Source organism: Streptomyces sp. NBC_00285, assembly GCF_036174265.1.
GTDB lineage: Bacteria > Actinomycetota > Actinomycetes > Streptomycetales > Streptomycetaceae > Streptomyces.
Genome location: NZ_CP108055.1, coordinates 5,367,751 through 5,386,508, shown reverse-complemented (window position 1 = coordinate 5,386,508; position 18,758 = coordinate 5,367,751). Strand labels below are relative to the sequence as shown.

Annotated in this window: 17 protein-coding genes, 1 tRNA gene and 1 pseudogene; 8 read left to right on the top strand and 11 right to left on the bottom strand. The window is 70.0% G+C overall.

Annotated features, from left to right (window positions below):
• The first annotated feature begins 8 nt into the window (after positions 1 to 8).
• Entirely contained in the window at positions 9 to 1,073 is a 1,065-nt protein-coding gene (locus OHT57_RS24790; RefSeq protein ID WP_328748681.1) for a M23 family metallopeptidase, read from the top strand.
• A 1-nt stretch (position 1,074) separates the two neighbouring features.
• On the opposite strand, the gene OHT57_RS24785 is transcribed toward OHT57_RS24790, so the two are convergent.
• The 7 genes and pseudogenes from OHT57_RS24785 to OHT57_RS24755 all read right to left on the bottom strand — a co-directional run bounded on the left by OHT57_RS24785 (position 1,075) and on the right by OHT57_RS24755 (position 8,044).
• On the bottom strand, positions 1,075 to 1,944 hold the full coding sequence (locus tag OHT57_RS24785; protein WP_328748680.1) for an HAD hydrolase family protein: 870 nt from the start codon (positions 1,942 to 1,944) through the stop codon (positions 1,075 to 1,077).
• Positions 1,945 to 2,045: 101 nt separating this feature from the next.
• Positions 2,046 to 2,948 carry an LLM class flavin-dependent oxidoreductase gene (locus OHT57_RS24780; RefSeq protein WP_328748679.1) on the bottom strand — a complete coding sequence of 301 codons (903 nt, stop codon included), beginning with the start codon at positions 2,946 to 2,948 and terminating at the stop codon, positions 2,046 to 2,048.
• 52 nt (positions 2,949 to 3,000) lie between these two features.
• On the bottom strand, positions 3,001 to 3,456 hold the full coding sequence (locus OHT57_RS24775; protein ID WP_328748678.1) for a hypothetical protein: 456 nt from the start codon (positions 3,454 to 3,456) through the stop codon (positions 3,001 to 3,003).
• 25 nt (positions 3,457 to 3,481) lie between these two features.
• Positions 3,482 to 4,054: an RNA 2'-phosphotransferase gene (locus OHT57_RS24770; protein ID WP_328748677.1), complete on the bottom strand. Its 573-nt coding sequence runs from the start codon at positions 4,052 to 4,054 to the stop codon at positions 3,482 to 3,484.
• A 122-nt stretch (positions 4,055 to 4,176) separates the two neighbouring features.
• Positions 4,177 to 5,139 carry a MerR family transcriptional regulator gene (locus OHT57_RS24765; RefSeq protein WP_328753317.1) on the bottom strand — a complete coding sequence of 321 codons (963 nt, stop codon included), beginning with the start codon at positions 5,137 to 5,139 and terminating at the stop codon, positions 4,177 to 4,179.
• 298 nt (positions 5,140 to 5,437) lie between these two features.
• Complete coding sequence (locus OHT57_RS24760; RefSeq protein ID WP_328748676.1) at positions 5,438 to 7,195, bottom strand: SDR family oxidoreductase; 1,758 nt, start codon at positions 7,193 to 7,195, stop codon at positions 5,438 to 5,440.
• Positions 7,192 to 8,044, bottom strand: a pseudogene (locus tag OHT57_RS24755) (M24 family metallopeptidase). Before OHT57_RS24755 ends, OHT57_RS24760 begins: the two are co-directional and overlap by 4 nt.
• A 254-nt stretch (positions 8,045 to 8,298) precedes the next feature.
• Between OHT57_RS24755 and OHT57_RS24750 the strand changes: the two are divergent.
• The 7 genes from OHT57_RS24750 (at position 8,299) to OHT57_RS24720 (ending at position 13,200) form a co-directional block, all read left to right on the top strand.
• Complete coding sequence (locus OHT57_RS24750) at positions 8,299 to 9,300, top strand: ABC transporter ATP-binding protein (RefSeq protein ID WP_328753316.1); 1,002 nt, start codon at positions 8,299 to 8,301, stop codon at positions 9,298 to 9,300.
• Entirely contained in the window at positions 9,290 to 10,198 is a 909-nt protein-coding gene (locus OHT57_RS24745) for an ABC transporter permease (RefSeq protein ID WP_328748675.1), read from the top strand. The genes OHT57_RS24750 and OHT57_RS24745 overlap by 11 nt, the downstream gene beginning before the upstream one ends.
• Positions 10,195 to 11,106, top strand: coding sequence for an ABC transporter ATP-binding protein (locus OHT57_RS24740; RefSeq protein ID WP_328748674.1), 912 nt, complete (start codon positions 10,195 to 10,197; stop codon positions 11,104 to 11,106). The genes OHT57_RS24745 and OHT57_RS24740 overlap by 4 nt, the downstream gene beginning before the upstream one ends.
• Before the next feature lie 10 nt (positions 11,107 to 11,116).
• Positions 11,117 to 11,836 carry an ABC transporter permease gene (locus OHT57_RS24735; RefSeq protein WP_328748673.1) on the top strand — a complete coding sequence of 240 codons (720 nt, stop codon included), beginning with the start codon at positions 11,117 to 11,119 and terminating at the stop codon, positions 11,834 to 11,836.
• 95 nt (positions 11,837 to 11,931) lie between these two features.
• Entirely contained in the window at positions 11,932 to 12,129 is a 198-nt protein-coding gene (locus OHT57_RS24730) for an SGM_3592 family protein (RefSeq protein ID WP_328748672.1), read from the top strand.
• A 267-nt stretch (positions 12,130 to 12,396) separates the two neighbouring features.
• A tRNA-OTHER gene (locus OHT57_RS24725) sits at positions 12,397 to 12,501 on the top strand.
• 63 nt (positions 12,502 to 12,564) lie between these two features.
• The gene (locus OHT57_RS24720; RefSeq protein WP_328748671.1) at positions 12,565 to 13,200 is read left to right on the top strand and encodes a phosphoribosyltransferase family protein; all 636 of its coding nucleotides are present in this window, start codon (positions 12,565 to 12,567) and stop codon (positions 13,198 to 13,200) included.
• Between the two features lie 3 nt (positions 13,201 to 13,203).
• Here the strand turns inward: OHT57_RS24720 and OHT57_RS24715 are convergent, their stop codons facing one another.
• The 4 genes from OHT57_RS24715 to efeB form a co-directional block, all read right to left on the bottom strand.
• A complete protein-coding gene (locus OHT57_RS24715; RefSeq protein WP_328748670.1) occupies positions 13,204 to 14,001 on the bottom strand; it encodes an HAD family hydrolase in 798 nt (265 codons plus the stop codon).
• Positions 13,998 to 15,287, bottom strand: a complete 1,290-nt coding sequence (serS, locus tag OHT57_RS24710) for a serine--tRNA ligase (RefSeq protein WP_328748669.1) — start codon at positions 15,285 to 15,287, stop codon at positions 13,998 to 14,000. The genes OHT57_RS24715 and serS overlap by 4 nt, the downstream gene beginning before the upstream one ends.
• Before the next feature lie 542 nt (positions 15,288 to 15,829).
• On the bottom strand, positions 15,830 to 16,762 hold the full coding sequence (gene pheA / locus OHT57_RS24705; RefSeq protein WP_328748668.1) for a prephenate dehydratase: 933 nt from the start codon (positions 16,760 to 16,762) through the stop codon (positions 15,830 to 15,832).
• 418 nt (positions 16,763 to 17,180) lie between these two features.
• Positions 17,181 to 18,671 carry an iron uptake transporter deferrochelatase/peroxidase subunit gene (gene efeB, locus OHT57_RS24700; RefSeq protein WP_328748667.1) on the bottom strand — a complete coding sequence of 497 codons (1,491 nt, stop codon included), beginning with the start codon at positions 18,669 to 18,671 and terminating at the stop codon, positions 17,181 to 17,183.
• Positions 18,672 to 18,758 lie beyond the last annotated feature (87 nt).

Below are 18,758 nucleotides of genomic sequence, written 5' to 3'. Positions count from 1 at the left end.
TCGCTGACATGCGATCACCTCGCCTGCGCCCGCTGCTCGTTCCTGCACTGCTGTGCGCGTTCGCGGTACTGGCGGCCCGGCCCACGGACGCCGCCGACGGCGCGGGCCGCCGGAAGGACGCTGATCCCGGAATCAGCACGCAGGTGGAGCGGCTGTACCAGGACGCGGCCCTGGCGACCCAGCAGTACGAGACGGGGCGTCAGGAGGCACAGACGCAGCGGGCGCAGGCTCTGCGGTTCGAGGGTCTTCTGAACCGGGAGCGGCGGGAGATCGCCGTACTGCACGAGGACCTCGGCCGTATCGCCCGGGCCCAGTACCGCGACGGCGGCGGTCTGCCTCTCACCGCGCAGATCCTCTTCGCGGGCGACCCCGATGAGCTGATGCAGGGGGAGCACGTCTTCTCCCGGACGACGCTGGCCGTCAACAACGCGGTCGACAAGAGCCGTCGGGCCGAGTCACGGCTCGAGGCGGACGAGGCGAAGGCCGCGGCTACCTGGCGGACACTGGAGAAGCGGAGTGCCGAACTCGCCGCGTTGAAGGGGGACATCGAGAACAAGCTGGAGGAGGCCCGTTGGCAGTTGCAGGGGCAGGCCGACGCCTCCGTCGCGGCCGGCTCGTGCCGGGGCGCCGTACGACTGGATCAGCCGCAGCAGGCCCCGGTGGGTGCCTGGGTCACGCCGGTGGCGGCGTACGAACTGTCCGCGGGGTTCGGAAGCGGTGGGTCGCGATGGGCGAGCCGGCACACCGGGCAGGACTTCGCGGTGCCGATCGGGACGCCGGTGTGGGCGGTGGGCGCGGGCCGGGTGGTGAGGGTGTCCTGTGGTGGCGCCTTCGGCATCGAGATCGTGATCGAGCACACTGGCGGCGGCTATTACACGCAGTACGCCCATCTCGCCGCCGTCACCGTGGACCAGGGGGAGAACGTCGTCCCTGGTCAGTGGATCGGCCAGTCGGGCACGAGCGGCAACTCGACCGGCCCGCACCTGCATTTCGAGGTGCGGGTCACACCGGAGTTGGGCTCGGCGGTGGATCCGGTGCCGTGGCTGGCCGCGCGAGGGGTGCCGGTCGGCTGATCTAGAACCGCTCCGCCAGCATCTGCTCGATCACGACCGCCACTCCGTCGTCGTTGTTGGCGACGGTCCGGCCCGAGGCCGCGGCGATCACGTCCGGGTGCGCGTTGCCCATCGCGTACGACTGGCCGGCCCAGGTCAGCATCTCGACGTCGTTGGGCATGTCCCCGAAAGCGACGACCTCTTCGTGCGAGATGCCGCGCTCGGCACAGCACAGGGCGAGCGTGCTGGCCTTGGAGACGCCGGGGCCGCTGATCTCCAGCAGGGCGCTGGGGCTGGATCGGGTGACGTTGGCACGGTCGCCGATGGCGAGGCGGGAGAGGGTGAGGAAGGCGTCCGGGTCGATCGAGGGGTGGTAGGCGAGGATCTTCAGCACCGGCTCGTCGGCACCGGGGCCGTCCTCCGCCAGCAGCCGCTCGGCGGGGGCGAGGTTGTCCGGGATCTCCATGTGCAGCTTGGGATAGTCGGGCTCCTGGTAGAAGCCGTACGTCTGCTCCACCGCGTACACCGTGCCTGGTGCCGCCTCGCGCAGCAGCCGTACGGCGTCCAACGCGTTCTGACGGGCCAGCTCACGCACCTTCACGAACCGGTGGGCGCCGGGGCCGCCGTGCAGGTCGACCACCGCGGCGCCGTTGCCGCAGATCGCGAGGCCGTGGCCGTGGACGTGGTCGCTGACGACGTCCATCCAGCGGGCCGGTCGGCCGGTGACGAAGAAGACCTCGATGCCCGCCTTCTCGGCGGCGGCGAGGGCCGCGACGGTACGCGGGGACACCGACTTGTCGTCGCGCAGCAGAGTGCCGTCCAGATCGGTGGCGATCAGGCGCGGAGGTATGTCGGCGGCCGGGGTCTCGGGCTGTCGGGTCGCTGAGGTCACGCGGTCATTCTCCCGCATGTGTGCACTCGACCGTACGGGTGGCCGCACAGGTGAGACTCAGATGCCGCGTGACCGGCCTCAGCGACCCCAGAGGCACGGTCTCAGCGCAGCTGCGCCGGTGCCTCCATGGCGATCTGCTCGAAGATCTTCTCGTCTGCGGCGAAGTCCGAGTCGGGGATCGGCCAGTGGATCACGATCTCGGTGAAGCCGAGCTCCCGGTGCCGCCCGGCGAAGTCGACGAAGGCGCCGAGGGACTCCAGCGGACGGCCGCGGTCCGGGGTGAAGCCGGTGAGCAGGATCTTGTCCAGCTCCTTCACGTCCCGGCCGAGCGCCGCGCAGGCGTCCGTGAGCTTGTCGACCTGGCCGCGGAGGGCCTGGACGGACTGCTCGGGCGTGCCGTTCTCGAACAGCTTGGGGTCGCCGGTCGTCACCCAGGCCTGTCCGTGGCGTGCGGCGAGCCGCAGGCCACGCGGACCGGTGGCAGCCACCGCGAAGGGCAGCCGGGGCCGCTGGACGCAGCCGGGGATGTTGCGGGCCTCGTGTGCCGAGTAGAAGTCCCCCTCATAGGACACCGAGTCCTCGGAGAGCAGGCGGTCGAGCAGGGGGACGAACTCGGCGAGCCGGTCGGCCCGCTCGCGCGGGGTCCACATGTCCTGGCCGAGCACGGTGGCGTCGAAACCGGTGCCGCCCGCGCCGATACCGAGGGTCACACGACCGCCGGAGATGTCGTCGAGGGTGATCAGTTCCTTGGCGAGGGTCACCGGGTGCCGGAAGTTCGGCGAGGTCACCAGCGTGCCCAGGCGCAGCCGGTCGGTGACGCCCGCGGCGCCGGTCAGAGTGGGTACGGCACCGAACCAGGGGCCGTCGCGGAAGGTGCGCCAGGAGAGGTGGTCGTAGGTGTATCCGGTGTGGAAGCCGAGTTGTTCCGCGCGCTGCCACGCCTCGCGGCCTCCCTCGTTCCAGCGGCGGTGCGGGAGGATCACGGTGCTCAGGCGCAGACTCATGTGTCCGAGCGTATGCGCCGGGCCGTGTTTCACGTGAAACAGTGACTCATGGTCACCGTGTGCGGCCGTTGAGCCATGGGCTGAGCCCGGCCAGGATGAACTCCTTGTGCACGCGGTCACCCGGCAGCGGGATCATCAAGAAGCGGCCCGGCGGGAAGCGGCGGGTTTTCACCCAGGCGTGGCCCTCGTAGAGAGCGCAGAGGAAGGCGGGGACGTCGTCACGGGCGATGTCCGGGCACTCGACTCCGTCGACGGTGATCAGGGCGTCGTCGTCCGCGAAGAGCCGCACGTCCACCTGGGGGCGGCCGCCGAGTTCGACGTAGGCCTCGTGGGGCAGGGTGCCGTCAGGGTCGGTGGTGACGCCGACGCCCGCTGCACTGCGGCGGGAGGTCTGGTCGGCTCCGATGTCGTGGGTCACCTCGATCGTGAGCCCGTACCGGGCGGCGAGGGCGCGGAGCGTGGTGACGGCGGCCTCGGTGGTGGGGAGGTGGTCCATGCCGTGGTCCATGGCGTCGATCATCTCCCGTGGGGGTTCAGTGCGACTCGGGGAGGCGCAGGTAGCGAGGTGGCACGCTCTTGGTCAGCCACACCCCGTTCGCGCTGACGTGGAAGACATGGCCGTCGTGGTGCATGGCTCCCGCGTCCACGGAGAGCACGACGGGCCGGCCGCGACGGGAGCCGACCCGGGTCGCGGTCTCTCGGTCGGGTGACAGGTGCACGTCGTGCCGGTTCATGGGGCGCAGCCCTTCGGCACGGATCGCGTCCAGGTTGCGGGCCACGGTGCCGTGGTAGAGGTACGGCGGCGGGGTCGCCGGGGTGAGTCCGAGGTCGATTTCGATGCTGTGGCCCTGGCTGGCGCGGATCCGGGTGCCCTCGATGGCGAAGCGCTGTTTGTCGTTGGCGGCGACGACATGGTCCAGTTCTTCACGGGTGATGCGGAAGGTGTGTGCGGCGGCTGCGGTGAGCAGTACGTCGATCTCGACCCAGCCGGCCTCGTCGAGTGTGAGCCCGATCCGTTCGGGTTGATGGCGCAGATGCTTCGAGAGGTACTTCGACACCTTCACGGTGCGTCTCTCGTCCATCTCGCGTGGCTTGCTCTCGTTCATCCCGCCAGGGTGCCGGGAGAGACGCGGATCACGCGAATGATTTTGACCCGGATGTTTGGTCCACAACCAACTGTAGTTATCCACAGGCTACTTGGCGTTTCTGTGGACAACTCCCTGTCATGTCAGCCCCCTTCGTCAAGATCGACTGGGGGGAGCCAGTTTGACGTGAGCGCGTCCAACCCCCTTGCCCGCACCTCCCGTTCAGCCGCCAGCGCGAAGAACTCCGCCGCCCGCTCTGCCCCAACCAGCTCCTCCACCGCCCGTATTGTCTCCTCGGGCACGGCCACGGAACGTGACGTGGGACGGCTCGCCGGCGGTCCTTCCGTCCCCAGGTGCCGGCGCAGGTGTCGTACCGCCAACAGCCGCATCGCTCGCGCGAGTTCCGCGTCGACGGTCTGCTGCGCGAGCGGCCGCAGCCGGCGTACGAGTGAGGCCGCCTCGGTGGCGTCCGCGTCGGTCGGGTGGTGCGGTCCCTCCAGGTAGCGGGCGAAGACGTGCTCGGTGGTGAACTCCAGGAAGCGGGCCGCGATGTGCTCGACCTGGCCCCTCAACTCCCGCAGGTGGCTGGAGATCGCGGAGAGGGGGACCCCGGCCATGTGCAACTCGACGGCCACGGCGAGCTCTTGGGGGCTCGGCACGAGGAAGGAGTCGTCGCCGGGGACCGGCTCCAGTATGCCGAGTTCCACGGCTTCGGCGACCGCCGCTTCGTCGGGGGAGCCACCGAAGCGTTCCTCCAGCTCGGCGCGGGAGATCCGTACGGTCTCCTCGTCGGTCCACGGGCCGTCCACCTCGGCAACCAGTCCGAGGACCCCGCCGAGGCCGCGGCCGGAGTCGTAGGCCTCCAGGAGTTCCTTGATGGAGGCCAGGGTGTAGCCGCGGTCGAGGAGGTCGGCGATCTGGCGCAGCCGAGCGAGGTGGGTGTGCGTGTAGATGTTGGCCCGGCCACGGCGCTCGGGGCGGGGGAGCAGGCCGCGGTCCTGGTAGGCGCGGATGGTGCGGACGGTGGCGCCGCTGAGGTGGGCGAGGTCCTCGATCCGGTAGGCGGGCCCGTCGCCTGAGCCGGCCTGCGGCCCACCGTCGCTCACCCGTACACCGCCGTTGACCCGGCCGCCCTGGCCGCCGGTGGCCGCTTCGAGTGCTCGGTCACCCGGCTTGACGCGCGCTCCCCCGAGGGGTGGGACCGCCGGAAGCACGGTTCCTCACGCGCGGGTATGGGCGCGTTGAGCGGTGGACGCTCGCCGAGCGGCCGCTCGAAGAGGAAGCCGGCGTACCCGGTGATGCGAGTCCCGATGGGCTCACCGGGGGTTCGGTGCGGGGGGATTCGGGATCGTTGAAAGGGCGCCAAGGACACGGAAGGCGCCCAACGCGCAGTGGTCTCGTGGCTCACAGCGGGGGCTCCAGCCGTGCGATCGCCCGGAGTGCCTTCGGCGCCCACCGCGCCAGGGTGCGCGCGGCGCGTGCCTCGGGTGTGACCGGGACGACGGCCTGGTTGCGCACGACGGCCCTGAGGATGGCGTCGGCGACCTTCTCCGGCGGGTAGTTGCGCAACCCGTAGAGGCGGGCCGCGCGTTTCTGGCGGCGTTTCTCCTCGTCGGCGTCGACGCCCGCGAAGCGCGCGGTGGAGGTGATGTTGGTGTTGACGAAGCCGGGGCAGATCGCCGAGACACCGATCCCCTGCCCCGCCAGTTCCGCGCGCAGGCTCTCGCTGAGCATGAGGACGGCCGCTTTGGAGGTGCCGTAGGCGGACAGGGCCTTGGAGGGCTGATAGGCGGCCGCCGAGGCGGTGTTGACGATGTGGCCGCCCTGTCCGCGGTCGGCCATCTGCTTCCCGAAGAGCCGGCAGCCGTGGATGACGCCCCACAGGTTGACGTCGAGGACCTTCTTCCAGTCCTCGGTCGTGGTGTCGAAGAAGGAACCGCCCAGGCCGATCCCGGCGTTGTTCACGAGGACGTCCACCACGCCGTACTCGGCGGCGACCCTGGCGGCGAGTTTCTCCATGGCCTGCTCGTCGGAGACGTCCACCGTCTCCGCCCACGCCGAAGGGGCGCCGACCAGCCGGGACAGTTCGGCGGTACGGGCGGCGGCCTCGGCGTCCCGGTCGACGGCCACCACGCGGGCGCCTGCCTCGGCGAAGGCGAACGCCGTGGCCCGTCCGATGCCACTGCCGGCGCCGGTGACCAGGACGAGCTGTCCGCCGAACCGGTCGGCGTACTTCCCGGTCGCCTGAGCGGTGCTGCGGCCTTCTTCGACGGACGTCACGAACTCCGTGATCCACGCCGACAGCTGGTCGGGGCGGGAGCGCGGGATCCAGTGCTTGGCGGGGAGGGCGCGCCGGGTCAGCCGCGGCACCCAGTGGCCGAGATCGTCGTAGAGCTTCTCGGAGAGGAAGGCGTCACCAAGGGGCGTGATGAGCTGCACGGGCGCGTGTGCGTACGCGTCGGCGCGCGGGTGGCGCAGCCGGGGTCGGACGTTGTCCCGGTACAGCCAGGCGCCGTGGGCCGCGTCTGTCGGCAGCGAGGAGGTCGGATAGCCGTCGGCGGGGACCTTCTCGACGCGCTCCAGGAGGCGGGGCCAGATCGTGCCGAGGGGACCGCGCCAGGCCAGTTCGGGCAGGCCGGGGGTGTGCAGCAGGTAGACGTACCAGGATTTGGCGCCCTGGCCGAGCAGCTGGCCGACCCTGCGCGGGGTGGGGCGCTTGAGGCGTCCCGCGATCCAGTGGCCGAAGTGGTCGAGGGACGGCCCGGACATCGAGGTGAAGGAGGCGATGCGGTCCTTGGTGCGCCGGACGGTGACGAACTCCCAGGACTGGACCGAGCCCCAGTCGTGCCCGACGAGGTGCACCGGGCGGTCGGGGCTGACCGCGTCGACCACGGCCAGGAAGTCGTCCGTCAGCTTTTCCAGGGTGAATCCGCCGCGCAGTGGCTTCGGTGCCGTGGAGCGGCCGTGGCCGCGGACGTCGTAGAGGACGACGTGGAAGCGGTCGGCGAGGCGGACGGCCACCTGCGACCACACCTCCTTGCTGTCCGGGTAGCCGTGCACCAGGACCACGGTTGGCTGCGCCGGGTCTCCCAGTTCGGCCACGCAAAGGTCGACACCGCCGGTCCGTACCCGGCGCTCCCGCGCACCTTCGAGCAGGGTCACTTCTCCTCCGCCCAGCGCCGCACGTGCGGCAGATCGTCGTCGAGCCAGAAGGCGCTCTGCTGCGGGTCCCGGGAGTCGGTCACGACCAGGATCTCCTCGAACTTCGCGCCGGTGCCCCGGAATCCGAGGTGGGGTTCGACCGCCCACAGGCCCGGCTGTGGGCGGGTGGTCGGAGAAACGGTACGGCGACCACAGGGGGGACCAGCCCTCCCGGTGGCCACGCAGGGCGTCCGCGGCCAGGCCCTTGAGAGCGCGGGTGCCGAACCCGAGGACATGCGGTGCCCAGCGGCGCTGCTCGACCTGGTCCACCTGGTCGACTTTGTGAGCGATCACGCCGAAGGGGTACGCGCGGTGCCGGTTGGCGTAGCCCTGGCGGACCATGAGCCGGTCCGCGTCCTGGTAGATCTCCCGCAGGGACCGCCGCTCGCGGACCTCGCGAAGGATCAGTTCGCGGTGTGCCTTCAGGTCGGCCGCCAGCCGGGCCTGGACGGGGTTGATCCCGAGGGATCCGGAGTAGCCGACGTCCGCGGTGAAGCCCTTGTACACGGGGGCCATGTCCAGGATGAACGGCATCCCGGGCTCCAGGCGGCGGCCGGTGGGGAAGAACTGGAGCGGGATGCGGAAGTCCGTGAACGCCGTGCGGTCCCCGAACCAGGCGAAGGGCAGGTGGAACCAGTCCCGTACGCCGTGCTCGCGCAGCCACGTGCGCTGCATCCGGGCGGCCTGCCGCTCGGTCACGCCGGGTTCCAGACGGGCCGCTACCGCCTCCGCGCACTCGTACGCGAGCCGCTGGACCTGCCTGAATCCCCGCAATCGTGTGGAGAGTTCGCTGTTCACAGCCGTCGTCATGCCACCCCGTCCCCGTCCCCGTCGACTGCGGTACGCGTCCGTAACCTGACACTGGCGAATGTGACAGTCGTCAGAGGCTGCGTCAATAGGGCCGGGTCCGCCTGTGGACAACCCCGCCGATGTGGAAAACGGAGGCCGGGATGTTCGACCTCAGGGTGACCCTTAGGTGCCCGTACCTCTGGAGTCTGATGCCGATGCAGCTCTGCGGGGTGACGACCTGAGTGGTCCGTGTCACTACCGTCTATGACGTGACTGTGATCGCGACCGAAAGCCTGAGCAAGCGGTTCCCCCGGGTGACCGCGCTTGACCGGCTCTCCTTGGACGTCGGACCCGGTGTGACCGGACTCGTCGGAGCCAACGGAGCCGGCAAGTCCACCATGATCAAGATCCTGTTGGGTCTGTCCCCCGCCACCGAGGGCCGTGCCGAAGTGCTCGGCCTCGACGTCGCGACCAAGGGCGCCGACATCCGCGAGCGGGTCGGCTACATGCCGGAGCACGACTGCCTGCCGCCGGACGTCTCGGCCACCGAGTTCGTCGTGCACATGGCCCGCATGTCCGGCCTGCCGCCCACCGCCGCTCGCGAGCGCACCGCGGACACGCTGCGCCATGTCGGTCTGTACGAGGAGCGCTATCGCCCCATCGGCGGCTACTCGACCGGCATGAAGCAGCGCGTGAAGCTGGCGCAGGCCCTGGTCCACGACCCGCAGCTGGTCTTCCTGGACGAGCCGACCAACGGGCTCGACCCGGTGGGCCGCGACGACATGCTGGGTCTGATCCGCCGTATCTACACCGACTTCGGCATCTCGGTCCTGGTCACCTCGCACCTGCTGGGCGAGTTGGAGCGCACCTGCGACCACGTCGTCGTCATCGACGGTGGCAAGCTCCTGCGCTCCAGTTCCACCACCGACTTCACCCAGATGACGACGACCCTCGCGGTCGAGGTCACCGACACCGACGAGCACCCGGACGGCACCCGCGCGGTGCGCGAGGTGCTGCACGCGCGCGGGGTGGAGATCCTCGAATCCCCGAGCGGCCTGCCGGGCGCCGGCCACGTCCTGCTGCTGACCGCGCAGGGCGAGGAGACCTATGACGTCGTCCGGGACGTGGTGGCCGATCTCGGCCTCGGCCTGGTTCGCATGGAACAGCGCAGGCACCACATCTCGGAAGTCTTCACGAGCGAGGACAAGAACACCGGCATGAGCACCGACATGAGCGACGAAGACCAGCGGAAGGAGGCGGTCGGCCATGGCAATTGAGCACTCCGCAGCACCACCGTCGGGTGACCAGACCCGCATCCACAACATCGGCTACCGCACCTACGACGGCGCCCGTCTCGGCCGTTCCTACGCGACCCGCTCGCTCTACTCGCAGTCCCTGCGCGGCGCCTACGGCCTCGGCCGTTCGGTCAAGTCCAAGGTGCTGCCGATGCTGCTGTTCGTCGTGATGTGCGTGCCCGCGGCCATCATGGTGGCCGTCGCGGTCGCCACGAAGGCGAAGGACCTGCCGGTCGACTACACGCGCTACGCGATCATCATGCAGGCCGTCATCAGTCTGTACGTTGCCTCGCAGGCACCCCAGTCCGTCTCGCGCGACCTGCGCTTCAAGACCGTGCCGCTGTACTTCTCGCGGCCCATCGAGACCGCGGACTACGTGCGCGCGAAGTACGCGGCGCTGGCCTCGGCGATGTTCGTCCTCACCGCGGCCCCGCTGGTCGTGCTCTATGTGGGCGCGCTGCTGGCCAAGCTGGACTTCTCCGACCAGACCGAGGGATTCGGGCAGGGACTCGTCTCCGTGGCACTGCTCTCGCTGCTCTTCGCCGGCATCGGCCTGGTCATCGCCTCGGTCACGCCGCGCCGCGGCTTCGGCATCGCGGCCGTGATCGCCGTCATGACCATCTCCTACGGCGCGGTCTCCACCCTCCAGGCCATCGCCGACACCCAGGGCAGCTCCAGCGCCGTCCCGTGGATCGGCCTGTTCTCACCGGTCACGCTCATCGACGGACTCCAGTCCGCGTTCCTCGGCGCGCACTCGGCGTTCCCCGGCGCGGTGGCCCCGAGCAACGGCGAAGGAGTCGTCTACGTCCTCGCCGTACTGGGCCTGATCGCGGCGAGCTACGGCCTCCTGCTGCGCCGCTACAAGAAGGTGGGACTGTGACCACGCTCCAGATCGACCATGTCTCCCGCTGGTTCGGCAACGTGGTCGCCGTCAACGACATCACCATGACCATCGGCCCCGGCGTCACCGGCCTGCTCGGCCCGAACGGCGCCGGAAAGTCCACCCTCATCAACATGATGGGCGGCTTCCTCGCCCCCTCCACCGGCACCGTCACCCTCGACGGACAGCCGACCTGGCGCAACGAACAGATCTACAAGCACATCGGCGTCGTCCCCGAGCGTGAGGCGATGTACGACTTCCTCACCGGCCGCGAATTCGTCGTCGCCAACGCCGAGTTGCACGGCCTCGGCGCCAAGGCCGCCCAGAAGGCCCTGGCCACGGTCGAGATGGAGTACGCGCAGGATCGCAAGATCTCGACGTACTCCAAGGGCATGCGGCAGCGCGTGAAGATGGCGAGCGCGCTCGTCCACGACCCGTCGCTGCTCCTGCTCGACGAACCCTTCAACGGCATGGACCCGCGCCAGCGCATGCAGCTCATGGACCTGCTGCGCCGCATGGGCGACGAGGGCCGCACGGTCCTGTTCTCCTCCCACATCCTCGAAGAGGTCGAGCAGTTGGCCTGGCACATCGAGGTCGTCGTGGCCGGACGGCACGCGGCCAGCGGTGACTTCCGCCGGATCCGCCGTCTGATGACCGACCGGCCGCACCGCTACCTGGTGCGCTCCAGTGACGACCGCGCCCTCGCGGCCGCGCTGATCGCCGACCCGTCGACGTCCGGCATCGAAGTCGACCTGGCCGAGGGCGCGCTGCACATCCAGGCCGTCGACTTCGGCCGCTTCACCGCGCTGCTGCCGAGGGTCGCGCGCGACCACGGCATCCGGCTGCTCACGGTCTCGCCGTCCGACGAGTCCCTCGAGTCCGTCTTCTCGTATCTCGTCGCGGCGTAGGAGGCCCAAGATGTACGACCCCACAGTCGCCCGACTCACCTACCGGGCCCTGCTCGGCCGCCGCCGGGCCCTCATCCTGGGCGCCCTGCCCCTGCTGCTCATCGTGATCTCCGTGATCGTGCGCGCGCTGGTCGGCGCCGACGACCAGACCGCGTCCGACCTGCTGGGCGGGCTCGCGCTCGCCACGATGGTGCCGATCATCGGTGTCATCGCCGGCACCGGCGCGATCGGACCGGAGATCGACGACGGCTCGGTGGTCTACCTGCTGTCCAAGCCGCTCAAGCGCCCGACGATCATCTTCACCAAGCTGATCGTCGCGATCGCCGTCACGATGGTGTTCTCGGCGCTGCCCACCTTCATCGCGGGCCTCATCCTCAACGGCAACGGCCAGCAGATCGCCGTCGCCTACACGGTGGCCGCGCTGGTCTCCTCGATCGCCTACGCGGCGCTCTTCCTGCTGCTCGGTACGGTGTCCCGGCACGCGGTGGTCTTCGGGCTCGTCTACGCGCTGGTCTGGGAGGCCCTGTTCGGCTCCCTGGTCGCCGGGGCGCGCACGCTGAGCGTCCAGCAGTGGTCGCTGGCCGTCGCCCACAAGGTCGCCGGCGGTGACCTTGTCACCTCGGACGTCGGACTGCCGACGGCCACGGTGCTGCTGGTCGTGGTGACCGTCCTCGCCACCTGGTACGCGGGACAGAAGCTGCGGTCGCTGACGCTGGCGGGCGAGGAGTAGGAGCTCTGACGCCGGGCTTATTGACAGGGACTTCATCTCTGTCCGGGCAGACTGGACAAACGGGAATGTTCGGCTGCGAGTTGAAGGGAACGGGCATGGCAGACGACTGGGACGACCTGGTCCTGGACGAGGACTTCATACGCTCCGCCGGGACGAACGAGCCGTCTGCCCGCGCCCGTATGCTCGCCGCGCGCTGGCGCCAAGGAGCGCCCGAGCCACAGCCCTGGCGCTCTGACGAGCCGCCCGCGGGCTGGTTCTTCAGCAAGCGCCGGCGGCGGTGGCGGCGCGGCTAGCTTCGAACACACGGCCGCTTTTAATCAGTGGCGCCCAAGTCGTCGTACGGGCACAGTGGTTGTGTCCACGACGCCGGGCGAGACCGGCGCCACAGACTGGGGAGGTGCTCGGCGATGTCCATGCACGGCAGTCCGTCGAGCTCCCTGCAGGGCAGTCCGCGGCGGGTTCCGGTGTAGTTACGCCACCGTCGAACCCGCTTCACGCGGAAGCTGCCCGGGCGGCCGCTTCGAGCACGCGATGTCGCTCTCGCGTGAGGCCGCCCACCCGGAGGATTGGCCGAGTGGTAAGGCACCGGTTTGCACTGGGCTTGATCAGATGCAGCCGTGGTCGGGCCTGAAAAGCCCGCGCACGTTCGATTCGTGCATCCTCCGCGAGACGTTGTCACTGGGACTGGGCCGCACTTCTTGGCCGGAGTACGTCAAGAAGGGCCGGAGTTGGCCAGGACCGCACGCGCCCTCGTCCTCGAACACTTCACCTGGCTGGGCGGACACGCCGATGTGTGGGCGGTGTTCCGGGATGCCGAGGCTCTGGAGGCGGTCGTGAAGGCGCTTGCCGAGCCGTTCCGGGGTGCCGGGATCACCGCGGTCTGCGGTGTCGAGGCCCGGGGCTTTCTGCTCGGTGCCGCCGTGGCCGTCGAACTGGGGATCGGCTTCGTGCCCGTCCGTAAGGGCGACGGCATGTTCCCAGGGCCGAAGACCGAGCGGACCACCGCACCCGACTACCGTCGGCTTCGGCACCGGCTTCGGATGCAGCGGAACTCCGTGCGGTCCGGCGATCGGCTGGTGCTGGTCGACGACTGGATCGAGACCGGGCGGCAGGCGGCCGCCGTCAGGGCCATGGTCGAGGAGTGCGGCGGAGAGTGGGCCGGTTGCGGTGTGATCGTCGATCAGCTCGGCCCGGGGGCCCATGCCTCGGTGGGGCCGGTGCACGCGCTGCTGACCTTCGGTGAGCTCCCGGCCCAGCCCGACAACCGGCTCCCGGCTGAACGGCTCCCGGCCCACCCGGCTCTCGACTCAACCGGCTCCCGGCCCAGCCGGACAAGCCGTGGGCGTCGGCCGGACCGCCCGTAGCCGTCAGCCCAGCAACCGCTCCACGACCACCGCGATCCCGTCCTCCTCGTGGGAGGACGTCACCTCGTCGGCCACCGCCTTGAGTTCCTCGTGCGCGTCCGCCATCGCCACGCCGTACGACGCCCAGGCGAACATCGGGATGTCGTTGGGCATGTCGCCGAAGGCGATCGTGTCCGCGGCCTTCAGGCCCAGTCGGCGGGCCGCCAGGGACAGACCCGTCGCCTTCGACAGCCCCAGCGGGAGCAGTTCGACGATGCCCGCGCCCGACATCACGACCGTGACGAAGCCGCCCGCCACCCGCTGGGCGGCCTGCGCCAGCTCGTCGTCCGACAGCTGCGGATGCTGGACGTAGATCTTGTTCAGCGGCGCGGCCCACAGATCCGCCACGTCGGTGAACGGCGTCGACGGCAGTGCACCCGTCACCGAGTAGCCGGGTCCGACCAGCACATCACCGTCGAGGCCGTCGCGGCTCGCCGCCAGGTACAGCGGGCCGACCTCCGCCTCGATCTTCGCGAGGGCCACGGCCGCCAGCTTCCGGTCCAACGTCACCGAGGTCACCAGACGGTGCTCGCCGACGTCGTAGACCTGGGCGCCCTGCCCGCAGACCGCGAGCCCCTTGTAGCCGAGGTCGTCGAGGATGTGCCGGGTCCACGGGACCCCGCGGCCGGTCACCACGATGTGCGCGGCCCCGGCGTCCGTGGCCGCCGCGAGAGCGGAACGCGTGCGCTGCGAGACCGACTCGTCGGAGCGCAGGAGCGTTCCGTCGAGGTCGGTCGCGATCAGCCGGTAGGGGAAGCTCACTTGGCGACCGGCTCCAGCACTTCCCGGCCCCCCAGGTACGGGCGCAGCACCTCGGGCACCCGCACGGAGCCGTCGGCCAGCTGGTGGTTCTCCAGGATCGCCACGATGGTGCGCGGTACGGCGCACAGCGTGCCGTTGAGCGTGGCCAGCGGCTGGACCTTGTTCTTGCCGTCGCTGGTGTCGCGCATCCGCACGGACAGGCGCCGGGCCTGGAAGCCGTCGCAGTTGGAGGCCGAGGTCAGCTCGCGGTACTTGCCCTGGGTCGGGATCCACGCCTCGCAGTCGAACTTGCGCGAGGCGGACGCGCCCAGGTCGCCCGAGGCCACGTCGATGACCTGGAAGGGCAGTTCGAGGCCGGTGAGCCACTGCTTCTCCCAGTCGAGGAGCCGCCGGTGCTCGTTCTCCGCGTCGTCGGGGTGGACGTACGAGAACATCTCGACCTTGTCGAACTGGTGCACGCGGAAGATGCCGCGGGTGTCCTTGCCGTAGGTGCCGGCCTCGCGGCGGAAGCACGGCGAGAAGCCGGCGTAGCGCATCGGCAGCTTGTCGGCGTCGAGGATCTCGTCCATGTGGTACGCGGCGAGCGGGACCTCGGAGGTGCCGACCAGGTAGTAGTCGTCCTTCTCCAGGTGGTACACGTTCTCCGCGGCCTGGCCGAGGAAGCCGGTGCCCTCCATGGCGCGCGGGCGGACCAGCGCGGGGGTGAGCATCGGGGTGAAGCCGGCCTCGGTGGCCTGCGCGATCGCCGCGTTGACCAGGGCGAGCTCCAGCAGGGCGCCGACACCGGTCAGGTAGTAGAAGCGTGAGCCGGAGACCTTGGCGCCGCGCTCGACGTCGATGGCGCCGAGCGCTTCGCCGAGCTCCAGATGGTCCTTGGGCTCGAAGCCCTCGGCGCCGAAGTCGCGGATGGTGCCGTGCGTCTCCAGGACGACGAAGTCCTCCTCGCCGCCCACGGGGACGTCGGGGTGGACGACGTTGCCGAGCTGGAGGAGGAGCCGCTTGGCCTCCTCGTCGGCCTCGTGCTGCTCGGCGTCGGCCGCCTTGACGTCGGCGGCGAGCCGGCCCGTCCTCTGGAGCAGCTCGGCCCTCTCGTCGCCCGAGGCCTTGGAGATGAGTTTGCCGAGCGACTTCTGCTCGGAACGCAGCTCGTCGAAGCGGACGCCGGACGACCTGCGCCGCTCGTCGGCAGACAGGAGGGAGTCGACGAGGGCGACGTCCTCTCCACGGGCGCGCTGCGACGCGCGCACTCGGTCGGGGTCCTCACGGAGCAGGCGAAGGTCAATCACGCGGCCAAGGCTACCGGTGCGGGGATACGGGCCACGACTCACTATTCCCAACCGTAGTGAATCGCGGCTTACGTTCCGTTATGGGTGAATTGCGGAACGTGTCAATGAAAGGTGCCCCGGCTCGCCGGGACGAGGCACGGGCGAGGCGCCGGGTTGACTCGAATCCCTTGCGGTGAGCGGGACTTGGCACATGGTTGTCCACAGCAGCGCACACCCTCCCAAGAGTTATCCACAGGCTGTGCGGAGAGTCTGTGGATTTCGGAATTGATCACTCCGAAACCTGGGGATCATGCCGAGGATTCACGGCGCAAACTCCTATTTACCCCTACTTTCGAGTGGAAATGGGTCACCCCAAAGGATTGCCTAAAGGAAAACAGTGGACGAAGGGTGACGTGCGCGCGTGTGGATGCAGAAGTGCCCTGAGGGCCGATTTGTCGACAGGGTCACCGTTTGTTGTCGACTTGTCCCCAGGTCGAGAAGCTGACCTGTGGATAACTTCTGTGGATAACTAAAATCTGCAGGTAGGACCGGCTCCTGAGGCGTTAGAAGCGGCCGTCCTGGCATCGGGCCACCCAGTCCGAGGCGGTCACGAACGCCTCGTCCGATGTGCCGGTGAGCGGCGCCGGCAGGTCCGCGGGTTCCTTGTCCGCACGCGGGTACGAGCCGAGGAAGCGCACCTCGCGGCAGATCCGCTTCAGCCCCATCAGGGCGTCCGCGACCCGGCGGTCGGTGATGTGCCCCTCGGCGTCCACGCAGAAGCAGTAGTTGCCGATGCCCGCGCCGGTGGGCCGGGACTGGAGCAGCATCAGGTTGATGCCGCGGGTGGCGAACTCGCCCAGCAGGTCGCGCAGTCCGCCGGGGTGGTCGTCCCGCTGCCACAGCACGATGGACGTCTTGTCGGCGCCGGTCGGGGCGGCGGGCCGGGCCGGGCGGCCGACCAGGACGAACCGGGTCTGCGCGTTCTCGGCGTCGTGGATCTCCGTCTCCAGCGCCTGAAGGCCGTACCGGGCGGCCGCGAACTCGCCGGCGAAGGCCGCGTCGTACTGGCCTTCCTGGACCAGGCGGGCGGCGTCCGCGTTGGACGCGGCCGACTCCCAGTGGGCGTCGGGGAGGTGCTTCTTCAGCCAGTTGCGCACCTGCGGCTGTGCGGCCGGGTGCGCGGAGACCGTCTTGATGTCCGTGATCTTCGTGCCGGGCCTGACCAGCAGCGCGAAGGTGATCGACAGCAGTACCTCGCGGTAGATCATCAGCGGGGCGCCCGCGACCAGTTCGTCGAGGGTGGTGGTGATGCCGCCCTCGACGGAGTTCTCGATCGGCACGAACGCGGCCTCGGCCTCACCGGCGCGCACCGCGTCCAGCGCGGACTGCACCGACACGTAGGGGATCAGCTCCCGGGTCGCCGTCTCGGGAAGCGTCCGCAGTGCGACTTCGGTGAAGGTGCCCTCAGGGCCGAGATACGCATAGCTCGCTGGCATGACCTCACCCTAATGGCCCTTGCGCGGCCCGACGCACATGTCTCACGACTGCCCCTCCGGTGAGTGAAACGGCGTGACCGCAGACCACCCCGGGCCGTTCGCGCGACCTGCTGGTTGTGACCTGCTGGTTGTGACCTGCTGGTTGTGACCTGCTGGTTGTGACCTGCTGGTTGTGACCTGCTGGTTGTGACCTGCTGGTTGTGACCTGCTGGCTGTGACCTGCTGGCTGTGACCTTCCGGTCGTGGCCCTCCAGGCCGTGCCCCCCGGGCGCGCCTTCCGGTTGCACCCCGCCGGGGGTCGCCGCGTCTTCCGGTCGTCCCCGGGTCCCGTCTTCCGGCTGCAACCTCCCCACTGCGCCCCCACCGCGCCCCCGCCGATCCCCTCGCCGCGCCTCCCGCTGCGGGCGCCCCGCTGCCCCTACCCCTCCAGCAGCCTCTGCCCCACGTACTCCCCCTCCGCGGCCCCGCCCGGCACTGCGAACAGGCCGCTCGATTCGTGCCGGATGTACTGGGAGAGCGCGTCGCCGCGGTCGAGCTTGCGCTGGATCGGGACGAAGCCGCGCAGCGGGTCCGCCTGCCAGCAGACGAACAGGAGCCCGGCATCCGGAACTCCGTCCGCGTCGATGCCGTCGTGGAACGAGAACGGGCGGCGCAGGATCGCCGAGCCCCCGTTCTGGTCGGGCCGGGTGATCCGGGCGTGCGCGTTGATGGGGACGAGCAGATCGCCCTGGGCATCCGTCTTGTCCAGGTCCATCGGGGTGGTCTCGGTGCCCCCGGACAGCGCCGCCCCGTTGGCTTTCCGGCGCCCGACGACGGCCTCCTGGCCCGCCAGGGACAGTTTCTCCCAGTCGTCGAGGAGCATGCGGATGCGCCGTACGACGGCGTAGGAGCCGTTCGCCATCCACGACGGGTCCTTCGAGACGGCCCGCGGAACGAAGATCCGCTCGTCGAAGTCGGACTCGCTCGGCTTCGGATTGCGCGTGCCGTCCAGCTGGCCCATGAGGTTGCGGGCCGTCATGGGGTGGGCCGTGGCGCCCGGCGTGCGGTTGAAGCCGTTCATCTGCCAGCGGACCTTCGCCGCGCTGCCCGCGTCCTTCTGGACCGCGCGCAGGGCGTGGAAGGCGACCAGGGCGTCGTTGGCGCCGATCTGCACCCACAGATCGCCGTTGCTGCGGGCTTTGTCGAGCCGGTCGGAGGAGAAGTCGGGCAGCGGGTCGAGGGAGACAGGCCGCTGTTTCTCCAGCCCGGTCCGGGAGAAGAAGCTGTGCCCGAAGCCGAAGGTCAACGTCAGGGACGACGGTCCCGCGTCCCGGGCGACATCCGTGTCGTCGGACCCTGCGGCCTCCCCTGCCATCAGCCGTTTCGCGGTGTCCGACCAGCGGCGCAGCAGTGCGGCGGCCTCCTTGCGGCCCGCGCCCGCCGCCAGGTCGAAGGCGACGAGGTGGCCGCGGGCCTGGAGGCCCTCGGTGATGCCGGGCTGATGTTTCCCGTGAAACATCACCTCGTCACTGCCTACGGAGGTCAGCGCGGTCGCCCCGGCGGGTGCGGCGGCGTAGCCCACGGCCGCGCCGGCCGCGCCGAGGACGAGCCCGGTGGCGCCGGCGGTACCGAGCAGGGTGCGCCGCGAGATGCCTGTGGCGGTGGAGCCGCTCGACTCGTGCCCGCCTGACGGGGAGGTGCTGTCGGGGGAGGCGCTGTCCGTGGAGGTGGCGTCCGGGGAGGTGACTCTCTCGGAGACACCACCACCCGCAACTGCGCCCGTCTTGGACGCTCGCCCCTTCGAGGAGACGCCCATCGCGGACGCTCGCCCCTTGGCGGCGGAGGTCTCTGTCTCAGACGCCCGCCCCCTCGCGGAGGCCCCCGTCTCGGACGCCCGCCCCTCGACGGGACCGCCCCGCTTCGAGGACACGCCCTCCTTTGGAACGTCCTCCTTGGGAGCGCCCTCCTTGGACGCACGAACCGTGGACGCGCCCCCCTCCCCGAGGCCGCCCTCCCC

Excerpts from the sequence above, each read along its gene's own strand:
- OHT57_RS24790 (WP_328748681.1), top strand. The coding sequence starts at position 9 with ATGCGATCACCTCGCCTGCGCCCGCTGCTCGTTCCTGCACTGCTGTGC.
- OHT57_RS24780 (WP_328748679.1), bottom strand. The coding sequence starts at position 2,948 with ATGAGTCTGCGCCTGAGCACCGTGATCCTCCCGCACCGCCGCTGGAAC.
- OHT57_RS24775 (WP_328748678.1), bottom strand. The coding sequence starts at position 3,456 with ATGGACCACGGCATGGACCACCTCCCCACCACCGAGGCCGCCGTCACC.
- OHT57_RS24770 (WP_328748677.1), bottom strand. The coding sequence starts at position 4,054 with ATGAACGAGAGCAAGCCACGCGAGATGGACGAGAGACGCACCGTGAAG.
- OHT57_RS24745 (WP_328748675.1), top strand. The coding sequence starts at position 9,290 with ATGGCAATTGAGCACTCCGCAGCACCACCGTCGGGTGACCAGACCCGC.
- OHT57_RS24735 (WP_328748673.1), top strand. The coding sequence starts at position 11,117 with ATGTACGACCCCACAGTCGCCCGACTCACCTACCGGGCCCTGCTCGGC.
- OHT57_RS24730 (WP_328748672.1), top strand. The coding sequence starts at position 11,932 with ATGGCAGACGACTGGGACGACCTGGTCCTGGACGAGGACTTCATACGC.
- pheA (WP_328748668.1), bottom strand. The coding sequence starts at position 16,762 with ATGCCAGCGAGCTATGCGTATCTCGGCCCTGAGGGCACCTTCACCGAA.